Below are 18,036 nucleotides of genomic sequence, written 5' to 3'. Positions count from 1 at the left end.
GCCTTCTCAATTTCCAAGTCTGAAACAGGTCACGCCAGCCGGTCTGGCGTGAACTGGATTTCTGTACAACGAGTTCCGGACGTCCCCCATGTTCAATCTTTTTCTGCTGCAATCCCTTAACGGGATTCAGTTCGGCATTTTGCTCTTTCTCGTCGCCGCCGGGCTGACGCTGATCTTCGGCGTCATGGACCTGATCAATCTGGCGCATGGCGTTCTTTATATGGTCGGCGCTTATCTGACCGCGACCTTCACTGCCATGACCGGCAGCTTCTTCTACGGCATCCTGATCGCCCTTCCCGTCACGCTGGTCATCGGCATCGTGCTGGAAGTGCTGGTCTTTCGACGATTATATGAACGAAGCCATCTCGATCAGGTTCTGGCGACATTCGGGCTGATCCTGATTGTGAATGAACTGGTGAAGATCATCTGGGGCGCGGCACCGCTCAGCGTGCCGATGCCGGAATCCCTCTCCGGCTCCATCCAGCTTTTTGGAAATCTGCGCTATCCCGTCTATCGCCTGCTGATCATCGCGGCTGGTCTTCTGACGGCGGCAGGCCTCTACCTTCTCGTCAATCACACGCGCATCGGCATGCTGCTGCGCGCCGGGGCAACCAATGGCGACATGGTTTCGGCTCTCGGCATCAATATCCGCCGCCTGTTCATGGTGGTATTCGGATTGGGCGCAATGCTTGCAGGCTTTGCCGGTGGCATGGTCTCGCCCATCCTCTCGGTCGACCCGGGCATGGGCGATTCCATCCTGATCCTGACATTCGTCGTCATCGTGATCGGCGGCGTCGGTTCCGTGCGCGGTGCTTTTGTTGCGGCGATCATTGTCGGCCTTGTCGACACACTTGGCCGCACATTCGGGCCGATGCTGCTGCGCAATCTGCTCGACCCCGCCGCCGCCTCGCAAATGGGCCGCACGCTGGTGCCGATGCTCACCTATATTCTGATGGCAGCGGTGCTCTATTTCCGCCCGACGGGTCTCTTCCCGGCACAGGGAGGAACGCGATGAGCGAGATTACCCATAACAGCACGCGTGATACCACCATGCCGGAAAAGGCAAAGGGTCGAACCTCGCCTTTGCTGGATGCAGGCCCGTGGCTGGTCTTCGCCGCCTTTGCAATCGTTCCACTTCTTGCCTCCGTTCTGGGCGACAGCTTCCTTCTGGTGATCGTGACCCGCATCATGGTCTTCGCGCTGGCAGCACTTTCGCTCAACTTCATCATGGGTTACGGCGCGCTCGTGTCCTTTGGTCATGCCGCCTATATCGGGATCGGCGCTTATGCCGTCGGCATTCTGTCCAGCTACGGCATCAACGATCTGATCCTTCAGATGGCCGCAGCCACCGCTGCCGCAGCGCTCTTCGCGCTTGTCACCGGCTATATTTCGCTTCGAACCAGCGGCGTCTATTTCATCATGATCACGCTGGCCTTCGGACAAATGGTCTTCTTCTTCATGGTATCCCTTTCAGCCTTTGGCGGCGACGACGGGATGACGCTGTCCACTCGCTCGACGCTGTTCGGCAATACGCTGCTTTCGAGCAACCTGGTGCTGTTCTATTTCGTGCTGGCGCTGCTTGTCGGCGCGTTTCTCACCTTCCGCATGCTGGTGCATTCAAGGTTCGGTCGCGTGCTGCGTGGCACGCGGGACAATCCGGTGCGCATGCGCGCCATCGGCTTCTCGCCCTTCTCGTTTCAGCTCACCGCCTATGTGATTGCCGGTGTGGCGGCGGCGATTGCCGGTGTGCTGCTCGCCAACCAGATCCAGTTCGTTTCGCCTGCTTTCATGAGCTGGCAGCGCTCCGGCGAACTGATCGTCATGGTGGTGCTGGGCGGAATGGGCACGCTGATCGGCCCGGTCCTCGGCGCAACCGCCTTCATCGTGCTGGAAGAAGTGCTGGCGCATTTCTCCGAGCACTGGAAACTCGGTCTCGGCCTTTTCCTCGTCCTCGTCGTGCTTTTCAGTCGCGACGGCATTGGCGGACTGATCCGCAAGCTGCGTGGAGGTTCCGATGTCGGATGAACTTCTGCAGGTTCATGACCTGCACAAAAGCTTCGGCGCGCTCAAAGTCACGGACGGCGTCAATCTCACCGTCAAACGTGGCGAAATTCATGCGCTGATCGGCCCGAATGGCGCTGGAAAGACCACATTGATCCACCAACTTTCGGGCAATCTCAAAAGTGACCGTGGCTCGGTGATCTTTGATGGTCGTGACATTTCTGGTCTCGCCATGCCCGCTCGTGTTCACCTGGGCCTTGCGCGCTCGTTTCAGATCACCTCGGTTCTGGAGGGCTTCAGCGTGCTGGACAATGTTGCGCTGGCCGTTCAGGCACGGTCCGGCTCAAGCTTCCGTTTCTTTCAGGCGGCGAGCAAGGAAGCCGATATCAACGAGCAAGCCATGGCAGCGCTTGCCCGCGTGCGGCTGGACGACCGCGCCCATCGCCGGGCCGGGACGCTGTCGCACGGCGAAAAGCGCCAGCTTGAAATTGCCATCGCACTCGCCACGCAAGCGCAAATGTTGCTTCTCGACGAGCCACTGGCTGGCACCAGCCACGAGGAATCCGTGGTGCTGGTGGAGCTGATGCGCTCACTGCGCCAGACCCACACGCTGGTTCTGATCGAGCATGACATGGATGCCGTTTTCTCGCTGGCCGATCAGGTGAGCGTGCTTGTCTACGGGCGCGTCATCGCATCGGGAACACCCGCCGCCGTGCGCTCCGACCCGGACGTGCGCGCCGCCTATCTCGGTGAAGAGGAGGCCGCTTGATGCTGAAAGTCGAAGGACTCCAGAACGCCTATGGCCAGTCCCGCATTCTCTTTGGCATCGATTTTGAAGTCGGTGCAGGAGAGGTCGTTACCATTCTCGGCAGAAACGGCATGGGCAAAACGACAACCATCAAGTCGATCTTCGGCCTGCTTCCGCCGAAGGGCGGCAAGGTTTTCGTCAATGGCCATGACGTGACCGGCAAGCCGCCTCATGCGATTGCCCGCGAGGGGCTGGGGCTGGTCCCGGAAGGACGGCAGATATTCCCGACGCTCAGTGTCGAGGAAAACCTTTTGGCCACCCGACGCTCGGATGCCCGCTCGTCCAAATGGACGCTGGAGAGCATCTATCGGATGTTCCCGCGCCTGAAAGAACGACGGCGCAATATGGGCAACCAGCTTTCCGGCGGCGAACAGCAGATGCTGGCGGTCGGTCGCGCCCTGATGACCAATCCGAAAATGGTCGTGCTGGATGAGGCGACGGAAGGCCTGTCGCCGCTAATGCGCGAAGAAATCTGGTCCTGCCTGCGCAACATCAAGGATGAGGGCGAAGCGATCCTCGTCATCGACAAGAATGTTGATGCGCTGGCACGCTTCGCAGACCGTCACGTGGTTATCGAGAAAGGCCGTGTGGTGTGGAGCGGCGACAACGCCGCCCTTTTGAACACCCCCGACATCAAGGAACGTTACTTGCACGTTTGACCTCGCAGTCAAACGTAAATTGGAATTGACAGGAGACGAGCATGCACCCCAGCGCTCATGTGGACACATTCGTTCTGGATAATCTCCCGGCTGCGGAACTTTTACCAGATATCATCAACCTCGAGGAACTCGGCTACCCGGAACAGCTGAACGCGACCACCGAACTGGTGGACGCCCATCTTGCAAATGGCAAAGGCGACCGTATCGCCTTGCAGGCGCCGGGCGTGCGCTGGACCTATCGCGATCTTGCCGCGGTGATCAACAAGATCGCCAATTTGCTCACCGACAAGCTCGGCATGAAACCCGGCAATCGCGTGATGATCCGCTCGGGTAACAACCCGACCAAGATTGCGCTCTATATGGCGATCATCAAAGCAGGCGGCGTTGTGGTCGCGACCATGCCGCTCTTGCGCGCCCGGGAGCTGGTCCAGATCATCGACAAGGCCGAAATCAGCATCGCTTTTTGCGATCGCGCGCTGATCGGTGAAATGCAAAATGCGATGGCGCAGACAGGTTTCGTCAAGACACTGGTGACATGGGAAGGCAATGCAGGCGGAGAGCTTGGCGCATTGCTGTCCGAAGCCTCCAGCGAATTCGAGGCGGTCGCGACGCGCGGGGATGATCCGTGCCTGCTCGGCTTCACATCCGGCACCACCGGCCTGCCGAAGGCGACAATCCATTTTCACCGCGATCTGCTGATTGTCTGCGACTGCTATGCGCATCACATTCTGGACGCGACGGAAGACGACATTTTCATTGGCTCGCCCCCGCTGGCTTTCACATTCGGTCTTGGCGGGCTGGTTCTCTTTCCCTTCAGGATCGGCGCTTCAACAGTGCTTCCTGCAAAGACCGCGCCGCATGATCTTGCACTCGCTATCGGTGAGTATAAGCCGACTGTCTGTTTCACCGCGCCGACTGCTTACCGCGCCATGCTTTCGAAGATCGATCAATATGATCTGTCTTCGCTGCGCAAATGTGTTTCTGCTGGTGAGGCACTGCCGCTCCCCACTTTCGAAGCGTGGAAGCGCGCGACCGGGCTTTCGCTGGCAGACGGCATCGGTGCAACGGAAATGCTGCATATCTTCATCTCCGCGCCGGAAGACGATATTCGCCCCGGCGCAACCGGCAAGCCTATCCCCGGTTATGAAGCCCGCGTTATCGATGACAACGGGCAGGAATGCGCGCCCGGCACGCCTGGATGCCTCGCCGTTCGCGGACCGCTCGGCTGCAAGTATCTGGCCGACCCGCGCCAGACCAAATATGTCGAAAACGGCTGGAACATCACCGGTGACACCTATGTCATGGATGAGGACGGCTATTTCTGGTATCAGGCGCGCAATGACGACATGATCGTTTCCGCCGGATACAATATTGCCGGGCCGGAGGTCGAAGCCAGCCTGCTCGCGCATCCAGCCGTGGCGGAATGCGGCGTGGTGGCAGCACCCGATGACGAACGGGGCTGCATCGTGAAAGCCTATGTGGTGCTGAACGAGGGTTATGCTGGCGATACGAGCTTGCAGGAAACGCTGCAGAGCCACGTCAAAAGCGAACTCGCGCCTTATAAATATCCCCGCGTGATATGCTGGGTTTCCAGCCTGCCCAAAACGGAATCCGGAAAATTGCAGCGATCTGCCCTGCGCGCGCAGGCGGCAAGCGAAGCCCGCGCCTGACGCGGCTTCACACATGAAATACGCAGGAGACTTCCGTGCTTCACGACTTCGATACCGCCTATGACAATATGAAGGCCATCAGCGATTCCGCCAGCTATCCGCCGCGCTGGACGGAACTGGCATCGGGCTTTCGCGAAAAAATGCGTGATCAGGGCCGTTTGATACCCGACATTGCCTATGCCGACGGCGCGCGCAACCATTACGACCTCTTCCTGCCGGAAGGCTCGGCCAAGGGAACACTTGTTTATGTTCATGGCGGCTATTGGAAGGGACTGGACAAAAGCTTCTGGTCGCATCTGGCGCAAGGCGCGCTTGGGCGCGGATATCGCGTGGCCATGCCGAGCTATACGCTGTGCCCCGAAACGCGCATTTCCGGCATCACGCTGGAAATAGGTCGCTTCATCGACCGACTGGCGCAGGAAGTGGACGGCGACATCGCCTTGACCGGCCACTCCGCCGGGGGGCATCTGGTCAGCCGCATGGCTTGCGAAAACGCACCCATTGCGGCGGCAACAGCAGAACGGATCAAGCGCGTTCTTTCCATCAGCGGACTGCATGATCTGCGCCCGCTGCTCAAAACCGCGATGAACGATATTTTTTCGATGGATGCGGCGGAAGCCGTGGCGGAGAGTGTCGCACTGCACCGCCCTCGCCCGGATATCGCCGTGCATTGCTGTGTCGGTGGCGACGAGCTGATGGAATTCAGGCGGCAAAATGCGCTGCTGGCAAACATCTGGTACGGATCGGGAATCGAGACCTGCGCCTGGGAAATCGACGGCATGCATCATTGCAGTGTCATCGATACGCTTTGCGATCCCGAAAGCCGCGCCGTCAAATTTCTCTGCCCGTAACACGGAAAAAGTGAGGCGCCTTTTCGCTCGTGGCAGCAGGCGTCTTCAGAAATGCTCTATCGGAAGGCCGCGTCGCTCATGTCCCGACAGGGCAAATCCGACCGGCTCGGCTTTCGTCCCTCCGCTCATGCGGTTGATCAGCACGGCCACTTCCGTTCTGTTGTGAACACCGAAACGCTTGATCAGATCATCGACATAATCCTTCACCGTGTGCGGTGACAGTTCCAGATGCCGCGCAATCTGCTTGTTGGTGTTGCCAGCGGCCAGTAACCGGGCGACCGTCGAGAGGCGTGGCGACAGGCTAGTCAGATTGGCACCGGGCGTCTTCGCCGGGCGCGCTTCCTGAATATTACGCAAGGCAAGCGCCGACGAACGGCATAACAATGATACCTGCTCTTCGAGCTGCGTCGCGTGCATCTCGAAACCGGCAGCATAAATCAATGCCTGAATGTTGCCACCGACATAAACCGGACTGCACAAGTTATCGTTGTAGTTCCATCGAGCAAGCAGCATTCGCATCAGCGGCACATTGCCAGATGCATTTCGGGGCAATCGCGAGCCCGCAATCGCGCCCGCATTCTGCACAACCGCTGCAATCATCGGATCCGAATCCGCGAGCCCATTCTGATATTCAAGAAGAAAGCCGGTAGGCGCGTTGATACTGTGAAAAAGACGTGGCCGATTATTCTCCAGCAAATAAATTCCAAGCGAGCGCACCCGCAGAACATTCGCGGCAAAATGATCGCAAGCTATTGTAAAATCGTCATAATTTCGGCTTTCCGCAACGGAAAGCGCTGCAGATATTCGCTCGTCTGTCGATAATATTTGCCTGGGCATTCTCTCTCCCGAGTTCCCAAGCCCCCCATCTGGGGGGAATGTTCGTTCCCACTCTTGTCCGTATCATTCCTGCTTATAACCACTAAATCAAGGGGAACTAACTTGGATACCAGCGTGCACCGGACTCACACGGCCGACAACTATTCCGCAGTCCTTCAGGGCTTCAACGACCGTCTGCAATCGATTCTACCTTTGATTGAGGAAAAGGCGGAAGAAGCCGAGAAACTCGGGCGCATGCATGATGACGTCGTGGACGCGATGCGCAAGGGCGGCTTCTACACGATGCTGTTTCCCAAGGAAGTCGGCGGCGCGGAACTGCGGCCCATCGATGCCATGAAAATCATGTCGGCGCTATCTTACGCCCATGCATCGTCCGGCTGGTGCACGATGGTCAACAATATGGAAGGCACGACCATGGCGATCTACCTCGACGACGAGGGGATTGCCAATGTATTCAAGGATGGTGTCGATATCACCATTGCGGGCAATGGCGTGCCGCGCGGCTTTGCCCGCAAGGTCGACGGCGGCTATATGATCCGCGGCAACTGGGCCTATGGAAGCTCCATCTTCCACGCAGAATGGATTCATTCCGGCTGTTTCCTGCTTGATCCCAAGGATCCGAGCGGAAAGGCGCTACTGAAGGACGAAACCAGCGCACCGCAGATTATCGTTGCGCATCACCCGCGCTCGACAATCCAGCTGCTCGGCAACTGGGATGTGCTGGGCCTGCGCGCCACCGGCAGCTTCGACTATACGCTTGCAACCGATGAAGACCTCTTCGTACCGGATTCCATGGTCTATAGTTTCACGCAGTCCGCACCGAAACGCGGTCAGTCGCAGGGCCATCTCGGGCTGGCAGGCTACAGCGCCCTCACCCATACGAGCTGGGCCATCGGTGTTGGTCGCCGGATTCTCGACGAACTCGCGAAGGTGATCCGTCAGCGTCAGGATCCGTTCGGCAAAAGTGCGGACAGCGCTAGCCTGCGGTTCCAGTTTGCCAATGCGGAAGCCCGCTATCGGGCGGCGCGAGCGCTTGCCATGGAAACATGGGAAGATGTCTCGCAGACCACCGCATCCGGCGGTGTTCCATCCCTCGACCAGATGACGATGGTGAAACTTTCGCTGCGCTATATGCATGACATCGTTTCGGATGTGGCGACATTCGCACATCGTGCGGCACGCGGCGCATCGCTGCACAACACGGCCATGCAGCGCTTCTATCGCGACATCCATTCCGGCACCCAGCATATCCTGCTCGCCGACCAGATCGTCGAGGAATGCGGCAAAGGTCTGCTCGGTATTTCGGGTCCCGACGCGCGATGGACCGTTTTCGGCATCAGCGAAAACTGAGACCGGTCATGACGAGAAATATTGTCAGCTTCGTCGGGTGTGATCGCCCGACGAAAGTTCATCGGTTGACCCAAGCGATTGCCGCAAGGCTGGAAGCGGAGGACGATGTAACGGTCACACATCTGGACCTGTCGCATGCCGGGCCGAACCTGTTCACCGTCAATCGCAAGGCACTCGACCGGCAGTCTGAAAGCCTCATTTCGGAGATCGAGCATTGCGATGCTCTGATCGTCGGCTGCCCTGTCTATCAGGGCAGTTATCCCGGCCTTTTCAAGCATGTGTTCGATCTCGTTCATCCACTGGCGCTGCGCGGTCGCCCGACCGTTCTGTGTGCAGTGGGCGGCGGGCATCGTCACGCGCTGGTCGTCGAGCATCATCTGCGCCCGTTATTCGGCTTTTTCGAAGCAGGAACCGTCGCAACCGGCATCTATGCCTGTTCGGCGGAACTGGAACCGGACGGAATGTTGCCTCCGGCTCTGGAAACGCGGATCGACAGCGCCGTCGACCAGATGAGAAAGCAATTGGTCCAGTCACACCAAGCCAGCGGCATAAGGTGGAAAGATGTTGAATTACTCGAGCAGTTTTGAAAAACGCACGGTCGAAATCCGGGACAAAACCGTCACCTATCTCGTGAAGGGTGAAGGCAAGGATGTCATCTTTCTGCATGGAACCGGGACATTTCCCGGCTTCGACAGCCTGACCGACATTGCTTCCAGAAACCGGCTCATCATTCCGTTTCATCCGAATTTCGGCGAAAGCGACGACGATGCCGATATCGTGCAGATCGGCGACTACGTGCTCCATTACATGGATTTCTTCGATGCGCTGGGGCTGGGCCGGTTTAGTCTTGGCGGTTTTTCGCTCGGCGGCTGGATCGCCGCCGAATACGCGATCAGACAGCCGGACAGGCTGGCCGCGCTGTTTCTTGCAGCGCCCGCCGGTCTCGACCGTACGGCAATCCCTATCCCCGATCTGTTTCAGGTCGCGCCAGCCGATATTCCTGCCCATCTAACGCACGATCCGGCGGTCACACTCCGCTATTTCCCGACAGAGCCCGACAGCCAGTTCGATGCAACACTCGGGCGTGAAATGGGTGCGCTGGCGCGCGTTCACGCAACTGATGGGCGCGGCAATCCAAAACTTGGCCATTGGCTGCATCGGTTGAACATGCCGACCCTGATCCTATGGGGTGAGAAAGACCGGGTTATCCCGGCACAGTATGGCCAAGAATGGCAGCGCGTGATCGGCGGCGCGCGTCTGGAGACACTCGGCGCGACCGGACATCTGCTGTTTGAGGAAACGCCGGCGGCGGCAACACTTGTGCGCGATTTTCTCTCGACGGTTTGAGCGCCCATAAAGATGCGCATCACAGCTTTGCAGGTAAAAATAAGGGGAACCAAGCCATGCAATGGGAAAGCCTATCGGACTTAGATCAATCCAGAATAAAGCGCTGGCAATGGGGAATGCTGGCGCTGGCGCTTTTGTGCGAGATGTTTCTCGCCGCCGACTGGTACGCCTTTGCGGCGGTGATACCGTTCATTTCGGAAACACTTCAGCTCGATTCCGCGCAGGCCGGTCTGGCGCAGGGGATATTTGCGCTGACCTATGGTCTCGGCATGATCGTCTGGTCGCAATTGAGCCGCCGCATGAGTGCCCGATCGCTGCTACTGATCGGGCTTTCCTTCACCGCCATCGGCATGGTGGCGCAAGTCTATGTGCAGACATACGCCCAGTTGATTGCGCTGCGCCTGTTTATCGGTTTCTTCGACGCAGCGATTTTCCTCGGCAATATGAAACTCATCATCGGCTGGTTCCCGCAGAAGCGGCGCGGCAGCATGATCGGCTTGATCCTCGCAGCCTATAGTCTGGCAATCACGCTGGACTTCGCGATTGGCATTCCGCTTTCCATCACCTATGGCTGGCGCACCTTCTTCGCCATTCTTGCCATCGGAACGCTGGTGACGGCGGCTGGCGTACTGCTCTTCACCCGCAACAATCCGGCCCATATCGGTTTTAGAGATTTCCGCTGGGAGCCTGAAAAGCGGCAGACCTCCACGGCCTCATTGGGCAGCATCTTCCGCTCGAAATGGATCATCGTCGGCAGCCTCGGCATTTCGGCCTGCACGATGGCGATTGCCGGAACCGCCACATGGGTCATTCCCGGATATATTGCTGTGCATCAGATGCCGGTGGAAGACGCGGCACTGGTCGGAACCCTGATGGGGCTGTCGCAGGTCGTGTTTCTGGTCATCGGCGGTTACGCCGCCGACCGGCTGAACAAAACGGGGATGATTAAATTCGGAACCGTGCTTGCCGTTCTCGTCGCGGTGATGTTCACCATAGGCATGGCAATACCACTCGGCTTCGGCTGGCTCATTTTGATGGCGCTTTTGAGCGGTGTAGCGCTTTTCGGCGGCGGTGCGATCTTCGCATTCCTCAGCGAAAAATATCCGGAAGAACTGGCGACGGCAGCGGTCGGTTATGCCGAGATCTTTGCCATCATTGCGACCTTCATTTCGCCCTGGGTCATGGGCGTTGTCATCAAGCTTTCGGGCGGATCTTTTGTCAGCGCCTTCCTGACCTTCGCGATCATGGAAGCGATCATTCTGGCCATCATTCTTGTGGTCACCCGCGAGAGTTTCAACCTGAACGACGACAAGGTTGCCATTGCCACCAGCGGCAACGGGATTTCGGGCGAGGCCTCCCGCCCCTGATTTAGAGCATAATCCGACCGGAGTGAAACGAGGATCGATAAGATTATGCTTAAAATAGAAGAAATTAGAGCGCCGATCTGATTTAATCAGATCGAAACGCGCTCTAAAGAACGGCGGCGGATGCGATTGCCAGGTCGCATCCGCCTTTTTCTCTGGCTTCTTTCCGCAACCGATATTAACACCGATGAGAGCGCCTTGTTGTGCCTGATGCCGCATCGCATCGGGCGCATGACTGTTGCAACCATGATCGATAGCGAGGGAATTCATGGAGGAACGCTTCTCAGGTACGGTTCTGGCTTCCGAGCATCAGGAGGAGAACCCCGCGCGTTCGCTGGGCGAGATCGGCCTGAACAGTTTTGCGCCCTACCTGATGAACCGCCTGATGGCGCGCTATAATGCGAACCTTGCAGAAGCGCTGAAAGGCCGCAAGATCACGACCGTCAAATTGCGAACGCTCGCCGTCCTGAGTGTCACCCCTTCGGCCACGATCAATGAGCTTGCGGTCTTTACCGTGACCGAACAATCCACCATGAGCCGCACGCTCGATTCGCTGGAAGAGCAGGGTTACATTCGCCGTCAGGCCCGCGCCGAAGATATGCGCATCCGCGATATTTCGATGACCGAAGAAGGCCGCAACATCTTCAACGAAGCATGGCCGGCCATGTATGATCTGCTGCTGCAATTGTTTGAAGGCATCGATGAAGACGAGCATCGCGCCTTTGTCGGCACCTTGCAGAAAATGCTGCGCAATATCCGTAAAAACGAACTCTAAACCCGGCCCGCTTCAAGAAAGCGAGCCGGTACTAGAGCGTTTCCGTTTTTCTCTGAATCGAATGGGCTTCCCAAATCAGTTTTGTTCTGATTCACTGATGCTGGCTGGATGGAGGCCAGCGTTGGATGACCGCACCGATATCGAATGATCTTCGAGAGCGCGTTGTTGCCGCCGTGCTGAGTGGCGAAAGCGTTCGTTCAGTGGCGACGCGGTTTGAAATTGCCGCATCTTCAGTCGTAAAATGGTCCCAGCGCCATCGTGCGACCGGATCGGTTCATCCCGGCAAGATGGGCGGCCACCGCAAGCGGATACTCGAACCGCATCGTGATATCATTGTGCAACGGCTCGCCGAGAACCCACACCTGACACTCCATGGCCTGAAGGCGGCGTTGACCGAGCGGGGTATTTCCGTCTCGCACAATACGATCTGGGAATTCATTCGCAGTGAAGGGCTGCGCTTCAAAAAAAACACTATTCGCCCTTGAGCAAGCTCGTGCCGACGTCGCTCGCAAAAGACAGCGCTGGAAGACCCTGCAAAATCATCTCGATCCCGAACGGCTGGTCTTCATTGATGAGACCTGGATCAAGACCAACATGTCGCCGATCAGAGGCTGGGGTCCAAAAGGCAAGCGACTGCGGGCATTTGCACCGCATGGCCATTGGCGCACGCTGACATTCCTGGGCGCTTTGAGGAACGATCAGCTTACAGCACCCTGTGTCTTCGACGGACCGATGAACGGCCAGTGTTTCCGCGCCTATGTCGAGCAGCAGTTGGTCCCGGTGCTCAAGCCAGGCGACATTGTCGTCATGGACAATCTCGGCAGCCATAAGTCGGCAACCATCCGTCAATTGATCAAAGCCGCCGGTGCGCGGCTCTGGTTCCTGCCACCCTATTCGCCGGACCTCAATCCGATCGAACAAGCCTTTTCCAAGATCAAGCATTGGATGAGAAATGCACAAAAGCGCACCATCGAAGACACATGGCGTCATATCGGCAGGCTGGTCGAAACCATCCAGCCCGCCGAATGCCAAAACTATTTGGTAAACGCCGGATATGGTTCCGTTAAAAGGTGAAACGCTCTAGGTTAGATCAATCCGTCGAGCGTGACGGGATCAGCGCGGTTGCCACAGCTGCCAAAGCGGCAACGATAGCAAAGATGTAGAAGTTCCATTGCGGGCCGACATTGAGGCTTGCAATCAAACCGCCCAGAAGCGGGCCCGACAGCGCGCCAATGCGGGAGAAGCTCAGCGCCCAGCCGGTTCCGGCAGAACGGATCGAGGAATCGAGCCGCTGGGCCAGAAAGCCTGTGAGAACCAGCGACGCCGACACGGTGCCAAAACCGGCAATTGCCACAAACACATAGTTCATCAGCAACGAGCCCTTGAAGGCGAGCGCCACAATACCGAGTGCACCCAGCGCATAGGAACAGGCAACGGTACGCTGCACGCCGAAGCGATCCGCCCATGTGCCCAGTACGATACCGCCGATTGCCGAGCTGAGGCTGAAGACTGCGAGAAACAGCAGGCTGTTGCCGAGATCATAGCCGTTCTTGCGCATGATCTGCGGCAGCCATTGCGCGAGGCCATAGACCAGCAGCAGCCCCATGAAAAGCGCGCTCCAGAAGCAGGCCGTTTCAAACGCCTTTTTCTGGGAGAAGATTTCGCTGAACACCGTGCGCCAGCCAACCTTGCCATGCTTGCGGACAATCGCCGCCGGAACGCCGACGCCCATGCGCGCTGCCGTCTTGCGCGCTGCATCATGCTTGCCGCGCTGGACCAGCGATTCCACGCTTTCCGGCAGGAATGCGAGGAAGATCGGAACGAACAGCAGCGGGATAGCGCCGATCAGCACGATGGTGCGCCAGCCATGGGCTTCAAGAAAACCGCGACCGCAGAGCGCAGCGGCAAGCAACCCCATCGAATAGCCTGAATACATCAAACCATAATTGAAGCTCTTCTTCTTGATGGGGGAATATTCCACCGTCAGCGCCGCCGCGACCGGAATAATCCCGCCAAGACCAATGCCCGAAATGAACCGGCTCAATCCGAAGATGAAGGGTGTCGGCGCCATGGCGCTGACAATCATGCACAGCGAAAACACGGTGATGCAGGCGACGAACAGCGGCTTGCGACCGTGAAGCTCGCTCAGCGTGCCGGCAAGAATGCCGCCGATCAGCATGCCGATCACCGTGTAGCTGCCGATGGCGCCAAGCTCTATCGGCGTCAGCTGCCAGACCGGATCGACCGACAAGGCGGGCAGAATGGCACCGATGACACCGACATCATAGCCTTCCGCGAAAATCGCAAGCCAGCACAGGCCAACGACAAGCAGGCTTTTGCCTGCCGATATTTCCTTTCCGGCCATAGCCGGCGCATCTATGCTCTGGGCTTGAGACATAGCTTTCCCCTTTTTATTTTGAATTGGCGAGGTGCGCTCTTTGTCAGAGCGTCGCGATTGTCTTCAGCGCGCCATCAAGCGCGATGCCCTGTTCGTCCAGCAAAGCCGCTTGTCGCAGACGCCGCAGCCATGCCGCGCCGTCGTCCCGCTCGCTTAGAACTGGCAAGGCCGACATGACGCGGTCGAATTTCGACAGGCCACGCGAATGCGTATCGGAGTAGCCCTTGACCAGACGGCGGCAACCAAGAACCTCAACCGCAAGATCATAGTTCTGCGGTAAGACGGTCAGCGCCTGTGCCAGCCAGGCTTCACGGTGTTCAACCTCGCGCTGATGGCGCAAGCTACCGCGCCGGAAACGACGCAACCCCGAAACGACATAAAGACCGGTGAACCAGAACAGCGTTCCCGTATTCACCCGGCGCCCCTTGCTGACACGCTTGTCGAGCCACGCAAAGAGCTTTGGGCGATTTTCGATCCATGCGCCGATGCCTTTCGGCAAGGTGCCGCACACTTCTTCCATGCGCGGATGCATATATTCGGTCGTATAGGCGATCTGGTCCTTCTTGAGGCCGATTTCCTTGCGCACCCGCTCGAACCGCGAGCCGCGCACCTTGATATCGGCCACCCGGACCACATCGTCATAGGCCATGGCGACAGCAACATATTTTGCCGCCTGTTCGGTGAAGGCAAAACCATGCGCCGCACCGCCATTATCGCGATCAGCCTTGAGCAAGGCGGCGCAACGGATCAGATATTCATCCGCATAGGCCGGGTCCTGAAACTCGGTCAGTTTCTTGATGCCCGCAAAGAGCATCGGATGGCACTCACCGGGAAACTCGCTGCGAATGCGCTTGATAAGCCCATCCAGCGCGGGATGATCGGACCGTTCGGGCAGAGGGTCGAGCCGCTTTGCAGGCGTTGCCGCCAGCTTGTCATTCGCGCCACCAAGTGCGCGCTGATAGGCAGCTTCAAAAGCTCTCAGACTTGCCTCAATGCCTTTGCCGCCAGACTTGATGGTTGCTTCGAAAGCCGCCTTGTCGAACGGCAAAGCACCGGAAGCCGCAAGCGCGCCGAACAAGGCCGAGGAGACCACGCTGCCGCTTTTCGTTGCCAGCGCTTCCATGTCAAAGGCAATGGTCTTGCGCGCGGCAAAGGCTGTCGCGTCCTCGACGACCACCGGATTACCGATGCCGTCGCCCGGCTTTTCCTTTTCGCCCACGGCAAAGGAGCGATGGGTGGAGGTGATGAGCAAGGTTTTGTCGGGTGTCACGAGACCGCGCAGCACCGAGCGCCCCGCTTCCATCAATTCCGCCGCAATGACGATATCGACATCGCCCGGTGTGGGCATCAGTGACAGGATCGGATGCGCACCTTCGCGTGGTCGCAACAGCTCCAGATAATAGATCGTAGCGCCTGTTCTCTGCGCCACGCCGGGCACGGAGGTTGTCTGCGCGACAAAGCCGTTGGCTTCCGCCAGCGCCACAACCCAGTCGGCCAGAACCCCGCCGCCCTGACCACCCATGGCGAGGATGGCCATCGACAGCGGCTTGTCCTGCGAAAGAAGAGCGGACGGCGATGCATTCAGTGTAGACATAGCCTGTTCCTCAATCCGCAAAGACGATGCGCGACGCGCGGCGGCGCTTTTGCAGCCAGCCAATGACGCCGGAGCGCAGGCGATGCATGAACTTGTCCCAACCCGTCGGGTTGTGGATGACATCGGCGCGATAGAAGGACGGGCACAGAACCGCCGCTTCCGAGACCTCGCCGCAATTGCCGCAACCAACGCAGGAATTGTCGATGGCCGCGACCGGATCGTCCTTCAGCGGATCGTCGGTATGCTTCACCGAAAGCGACGGGCAACCCGACAGGCGGATACAGGCGTGATCGCCGGTGCACACATCTTCATCGACGCCGAAACGCTGCTTGACCATCCGCTTGCCGTCCTTGACGGCCTTGGCGAATTGTGGCTTCACGCGGCGCTGCTTGTTGAGCATGCATTCCGACGACGCCACGATGATCTTTGGGCCTTTTTCTTCCGTCGTCAGCGCTTCCTTCAGCGTGTCGCGCATCTTGGCAACGTCATAGGTGTGGTCGATCTGGCGAACCCAGCCTGCACCAATTCCCTTGACCGCATCGACGATGGAATTGTTGGTCTTGCGGCGCGGATTGATCGCCCTGGAGGACATCACATCCTGACCGCCCGTCGCCGACGAATAGTAATTATCGACCACGAGGATGACGCCATCCTGCTTGTTGAAGACGGCATTACCGACCGAAGTGGCAAGACCGTTGTGCCAGAATCCGCCATCGCCCATCACCGAAATGGAGCGCTTGCCCGCAGGCACGTTGAAAGCGGAAGCCGAAGCCGGACCAAGACCGTAGCCCATGGTGGTTCCGCCAAGATTGAACGGCGGCAGAATGGAAAAGAGATGGCAGCCGATATCGGCAGACACGTGATGCTCACCCAGCTCCTTTTCCACCAGCTTCATGGCGGCGAAGATCGGGCGCTCCGGGCAACCGGTGCAGAAACCGGCGGGGCGCGGCGGCACCACTTCGGCCAGCGCCTTGACGCGCGCATCGGCCAGAACCGGCGACGGATCGGGCAGCGGCGGACGGTTGCCGAGCAATTGCGGCGCGTATGCATCGAAAAATGCCGTCAGGCCCTTCAAAAGCACAGGTGTCGTGTATTCGCCGCCCAGCGGCAGCACATCCTTGCCGGAAAGTTTTGTCTGGATATCGCGGCGGCGCAGCAGCGTATGCAGCGCCTGCTCGATATATTCAGGCGCACCCTCCTCCAGCATCACCACAGCTTTCTTGCGGGCAACGAAGTCGATGACCTCGTCGTCTATCATCGGATAGGCGACATTCATCACATAGAGCGGAACGCGGCTTTCGCCGTAAACATCGGCCAGCCCCATTTGCTGCAAGGCCCGCATGGCGCTGTTGTAAAGCCCGCCTTGCAGGATGATGCCGACATCGCCCTCTTCGGGACCGAAATATTCATTGAGACGATTGGCTTTGACGAACTCGACGGCTGCGGGCCAGCGCTTTTCGAGCTTTTCCTTCTCGTGCAGGAAAGATGCGGGCGGCAGAACGATGCGATTGACGTCGCGCCTCGGATTTTCCAGCGCATCGGCCAGCGTGTGGGCAGGCCGCTTGTTATCCTTCGCAACAAACTGACCATGCACATGGCAGCTGCGAATGCCCACCTGCAACATGACCGGCGTGTTGGAGGCTTCCGACAGTTCGAAGCCTTTTTCAACGGCTTCCACGATCGAAGGCAGGTTGGGCCGTGGCGTTAAAAGCCACATTTGCGATTTCATCGCATAGGCGTGGCTGCGCTCCTGCATGATGGAGGAACCTTCGCCATAATCCTCGCCGATGATGACCAGCGCGCCGCCGGTCACGCCGCCAGAGGCAAGGTTGGACAGGGCGTCGGAGGCGACATTGGTGCCAGCCGTCGATTTCCACGTCACCGCGCCGCGCACCGGATACATTACAGAGGCGGAAAGCATCGCCGCAGCCGCAGCTTCCGATGCGGACGATTCGAAATGGACGCCGAGATCTTCCATCACGTCCTTCGCATCTGCGAGAACGTCCATAAGATGCGAAATCGGCGAGCCCTGATAGCCGCCGACATAGGACACGCCTGACTGCAACAGCGCCTTGGTGATGGCCAGAATGCCCTCGCCACTGAAAATATCGCCTTCGCCGAGCTTCAGATCCTCGACCTCGCGGGCGAATGAGCGCTCCGCCATGACAATTCCCCTTTTCCGTTCTCCGGAATATCAATTCATTTGCATCAGCATATTTTCCAATTCTAAACTGTGTCAATAGTGGTTTTTGGCCGGATTATAATTATTGCATTTGCATATATCAGTTTGACGCCATGCTGCCCTCTTCCCAAACAGCATGAAAAATAAGCTGATTTTTTTGCTTGACGTACCGAAACTCCCAATTATATTTTAAGCTTAAA

At 58.2% G+C, this 18,036-nt stretch carries 16 protein-coding genes; 12 read left to right on the top strand and 4 right to left on the bottom strand.

Features of this window, described 5'->3' with window-relative positions; genetic code table 11:
• Nucleotides 1-88: 88 nt before the first annotated feature.
• The 6 genes from CQZ93_RS20315 to CQZ93_RS20290 are packed head-to-tail and all read left to right on the top strand — an operon-like array spanning nucleotide 89 to nucleotide 5,989.
• The gene (locus CQZ93_RS20315) at nucleotides 89-1,015 is read left to right on the top strand and encodes a branched-chain amino acid ABC transporter permease (RefSeq protein ID WP_105544360.1); all 927 of its coding nucleotides are present in this window, start codon (nucleotides 89-91) and stop codon (nucleotides 1,013-1,015) included.
• Complete coding sequence (locus tag CQZ93_RS20310; RefSeq protein WP_105544359.1) at nucleotides 1,012-2,025, top strand: branched-chain amino acid ABC transporter permease; 1,014 nt, start codon at nucleotides 1,012-1,014, stop codon at nucleotides 2,023-2,025. The genes CQZ93_RS20315 and CQZ93_RS20310 overlap by 4 nt, the downstream gene beginning before the upstream one ends.
• Nucleotides 2,015-2,770 carry an ABC transporter ATP-binding protein gene (locus tag CQZ93_RS20305; protein ID WP_105544358.1) on the top strand — a complete coding sequence of 252 codons (756 nt, stop codon included), beginning with the start codon at nucleotides 2,015-2,017 and terminating at the stop codon, nucleotides 2,768-2,770. The genes CQZ93_RS20310 and CQZ93_RS20305 overlap by 11 nt, the downstream gene beginning before the upstream one ends.
• Entirely contained in the window at nucleotides 2,770-3,468 is a 699-nt protein-coding gene (locus CQZ93_RS20300; protein ID WP_105544357.1) for an ABC transporter ATP-binding protein, read from the top strand. Before CQZ93_RS20305 ends, CQZ93_RS20300 begins: the two co-directional genes overlap by 1 nt.
• A gap of 41 nt (nucleotides 3,469-3,509) precedes the next feature.
• Nucleotides 3,510-5,138: a benzoate-CoA ligase family protein gene (locus tag CQZ93_RS20295; RefSeq protein WP_105544356.1), complete on the top strand. Its 1,629-nt coding sequence runs from the start codon at nucleotides 3,510-3,512 to the stop codon at nucleotides 5,136-5,138.
• A gap of 35 nt (nucleotides 5,139-5,173) precedes the next feature.
• Entirely contained in the window at nucleotides 5,174-5,989 is an 816-nt protein-coding gene (locus tag CQZ93_RS20290; protein ID WP_105544355.1) for a hormone-sensitive lipase, read from the top strand.
• A gap of 45 nt (nucleotides 5,990-6,034) precedes the next feature.
• Here the strand turns inward: CQZ93_RS20290 and CQZ93_RS20285 are convergent, their stop codons facing one another.
• Entirely contained in the window at nucleotides 6,035-6,826 is a 792-nt protein-coding gene (locus CQZ93_RS20285; protein ID WP_105544354.1) for a helix-turn-helix transcriptional regulator, read from the bottom strand.
• A gap of 114 nt (nucleotides 6,827-6,940) precedes the next feature.
• Here CQZ93_RS20285 and CQZ93_RS20280 point away from each other — a divergent pair, with 114 nt between their 5' ends.
• From CQZ93_RS20280 to CQZ93_RS20255, 6 genes are all read left to right on the top strand, one after another.
• Nucleotides 6,941-8,176 carry an acyl-CoA dehydrogenase family protein gene (locus tag CQZ93_RS20280; protein WP_286154229.1) on the top strand — a complete coding sequence of 412 codons (1,236 nt, stop codon included), beginning with the start codon at nucleotides 6,941-6,943 and terminating at the stop codon, nucleotides 8,174-8,176.
• Nucleotides 8,177-8,184: 8 nt separating this feature from the next.
• Entirely contained in the window at nucleotides 8,185-8,763 is a 579-nt protein-coding gene (locus CQZ93_RS20275) for an NAD(P)H-dependent oxidoreductase (protein ID WP_105544352.1), read from the top strand.
• Entirely contained in the window at nucleotides 8,738-9,523 is a 786-nt protein-coding gene (locus tag CQZ93_RS20270; protein ID WP_105544351.1) for an alpha/beta fold hydrolase, read from the top strand. Before CQZ93_RS20275 ends, CQZ93_RS20270 begins: the two co-directional genes overlap by 26 nt.
• A gap of 56 nt (nucleotides 9,524-9,579) precedes the next feature.
• Nucleotides 9,580-10,890 (top strand): MFS transporter, encoded by a 1,311-nt coding sequence (locus tag CQZ93_RS20265; RefSeq protein WP_105544350.1) that lies wholly within the window; start codon nucleotides 9,580-9,582, stop codon nucleotides 10,888-10,890.
• Nucleotides 10,891-11,155: 265 nt separating this feature from the next.
• Nucleotides 11,156-11,662, top strand: coding sequence for a MarR family winged helix-turn-helix transcriptional regulator (locus CQZ93_RS20260; RefSeq protein WP_105544349.1), 507 nt, complete (start codon nucleotides 11,156-11,158; stop codon nucleotides 11,660-11,662).
• Between the two features lie 125 nt (nucleotides 11,663-11,787).
• Nucleotides 11,788-12,736 (top strand): IS630 family transposase gene (locus CQZ93_RS20255; RefSeq protein WP_105544278.1). Its coding sequence is split into 2 segments (ribosomal slippage): nucleotides 11,788-12,123 and nucleotides 12,125-12,736, totalling 948 coding nucleotides; the frame shifts between segments, so codons are not numbered across the junction.
• A gap of 16 nt (nucleotides 12,737-12,752) precedes the next feature.
• Here the strand turns inward: CQZ93_RS20255 and CQZ93_RS20250 are convergent.
• The 3 genes from CQZ93_RS20250 to CQZ93_RS20240 are packed head-to-tail and all read right to left on the bottom strand — an operon-like array spanning nucleotide 12,753 to nucleotide 17,818.
• Nucleotides 12,753-14,060, bottom strand: coding sequence for an MFS transporter (locus tag CQZ93_RS20250; protein WP_105544348.1), 1,308 nt, complete (start codon nucleotides 14,058-14,060; stop codon nucleotides 12,753-12,755).
• A gap of 43 nt (nucleotides 14,061-14,103) precedes the next feature.
• On the bottom strand, nucleotides 14,104-15,654 hold the full coding sequence (locus CQZ93_RS20245) for an indolepyruvate oxidoreductase subunit beta family protein (RefSeq protein WP_105544347.1): 1,551 nt from the start codon (nucleotides 15,652-15,654) through the stop codon (nucleotides 14,104-14,106).
• A 10-nt stretch (nucleotides 15,655-15,664) separates the two neighbouring features.
• Nucleotides 15,665-17,818, bottom strand: coding sequence for a ferredoxin family protein (locus CQZ93_RS20240; protein WP_105544346.1), 2,154 nt, complete (start codon nucleotides 17,816-17,818; stop codon nucleotides 15,665-15,667).
• Nucleotides 17,819-18,036: the final 218 nt, after the last annotated feature.

The organism is Ochrobactrum vermis (genome assembly GCF_002975205.1).
In the GTDB taxonomy this organism is placed as follows: domain Bacteria; phylum Pseudomonadota; class Alphaproteobacteria; order Rhizobiales; family Rhizobiaceae; genus Brucella; species Brucella vermis.
Note: the sequence above shows the minus strand (reverse complement) of the source record. Positions and strands in the feature narration are given on the sequence as shown.

Coding starts and splice junctions, on each gene's coding strand:
- CQZ93_RS20315 (WP_105544360.1), top strand. CDS start 89: ATGTTCAATCTTTTTCTGCTGCAATCCCTTAACGGGATTCAGTTCGGC.
- CQZ93_RS20310 (WP_105544359.1), top strand. CDS start 1,012: ATGAGCGAGATTACCCATAACAGCACGCGTGATACCACCATGCCGGAA.
- CQZ93_RS20305 (WP_105544358.1), top strand. CDS start 2,015: ATGTCGGATGAACTTCTGCAGGTTCATGACCTGCACAAAAGCTTCGGC.
- CQZ93_RS20300 (WP_105544357.1), top strand. CDS start 2,770: ATGCTGAAAGTCGAAGGACTCCAGAACGCCTATGGCCAGTCCCGCATT.
- CQZ93_RS20295 (WP_105544356.1), top strand. CDS start 3,510: ATGCACCCCAGCGCTCATGTGGACACATTCGTTCTGGATAATCTCCCG.
- CQZ93_RS20285 (WP_105544354.1), bottom strand. CDS start 6,826: ATGCCCAGGCAAATATTATCGACAGACGAGCGAATATCTGCAGCGCTT.
- CQZ93_RS20275 (WP_105544352.1), top strand. CDS start 8,185: ATGACGAGAAATATTGTCAGCTTCGTCGGGTGTGATCGCCCGACGAAA.
- CQZ93_RS20270 (WP_105544351.1), top strand. CDS start 8,738: ATGTTGAATTACTCGAGCAGTTTTGAAAAACGCACGGTCGAAATCCGG.
- CQZ93_RS20265 (WP_105544350.1), top strand. CDS start 9,580: ATGCAATGGGAAAGCCTATCGGACTTAGATCAATCCAGAATAAAGCGC.
- CQZ93_RS20260 (WP_105544349.1), top strand. CDS start 11,156: ATGGAGGAACGCTTCTCAGGTACGGTTCTGGCTTCCGAGCATCAGGAG.
- CQZ93_RS20250 (WP_105544348.1), bottom strand. CDS start 14,060: ATGTCTCAAGCCCAGAGCATAGATGCGCCGGCTATGGCCGGAAAGGAA.
- CQZ93_RS20245 (WP_105544347.1), bottom strand. CDS start 15,654: ATGTCTACACTGAATGCATCGCCGTCCGCTCTTCTTTCGCAGGACAAG.
- CQZ93_RS20240 (WP_105544346.1), bottom strand. CDS start 17,818: ATGGCGGAGCGCTCATTCGCCCGCGAGGTCGAGGATCTGAAGCTCGGC.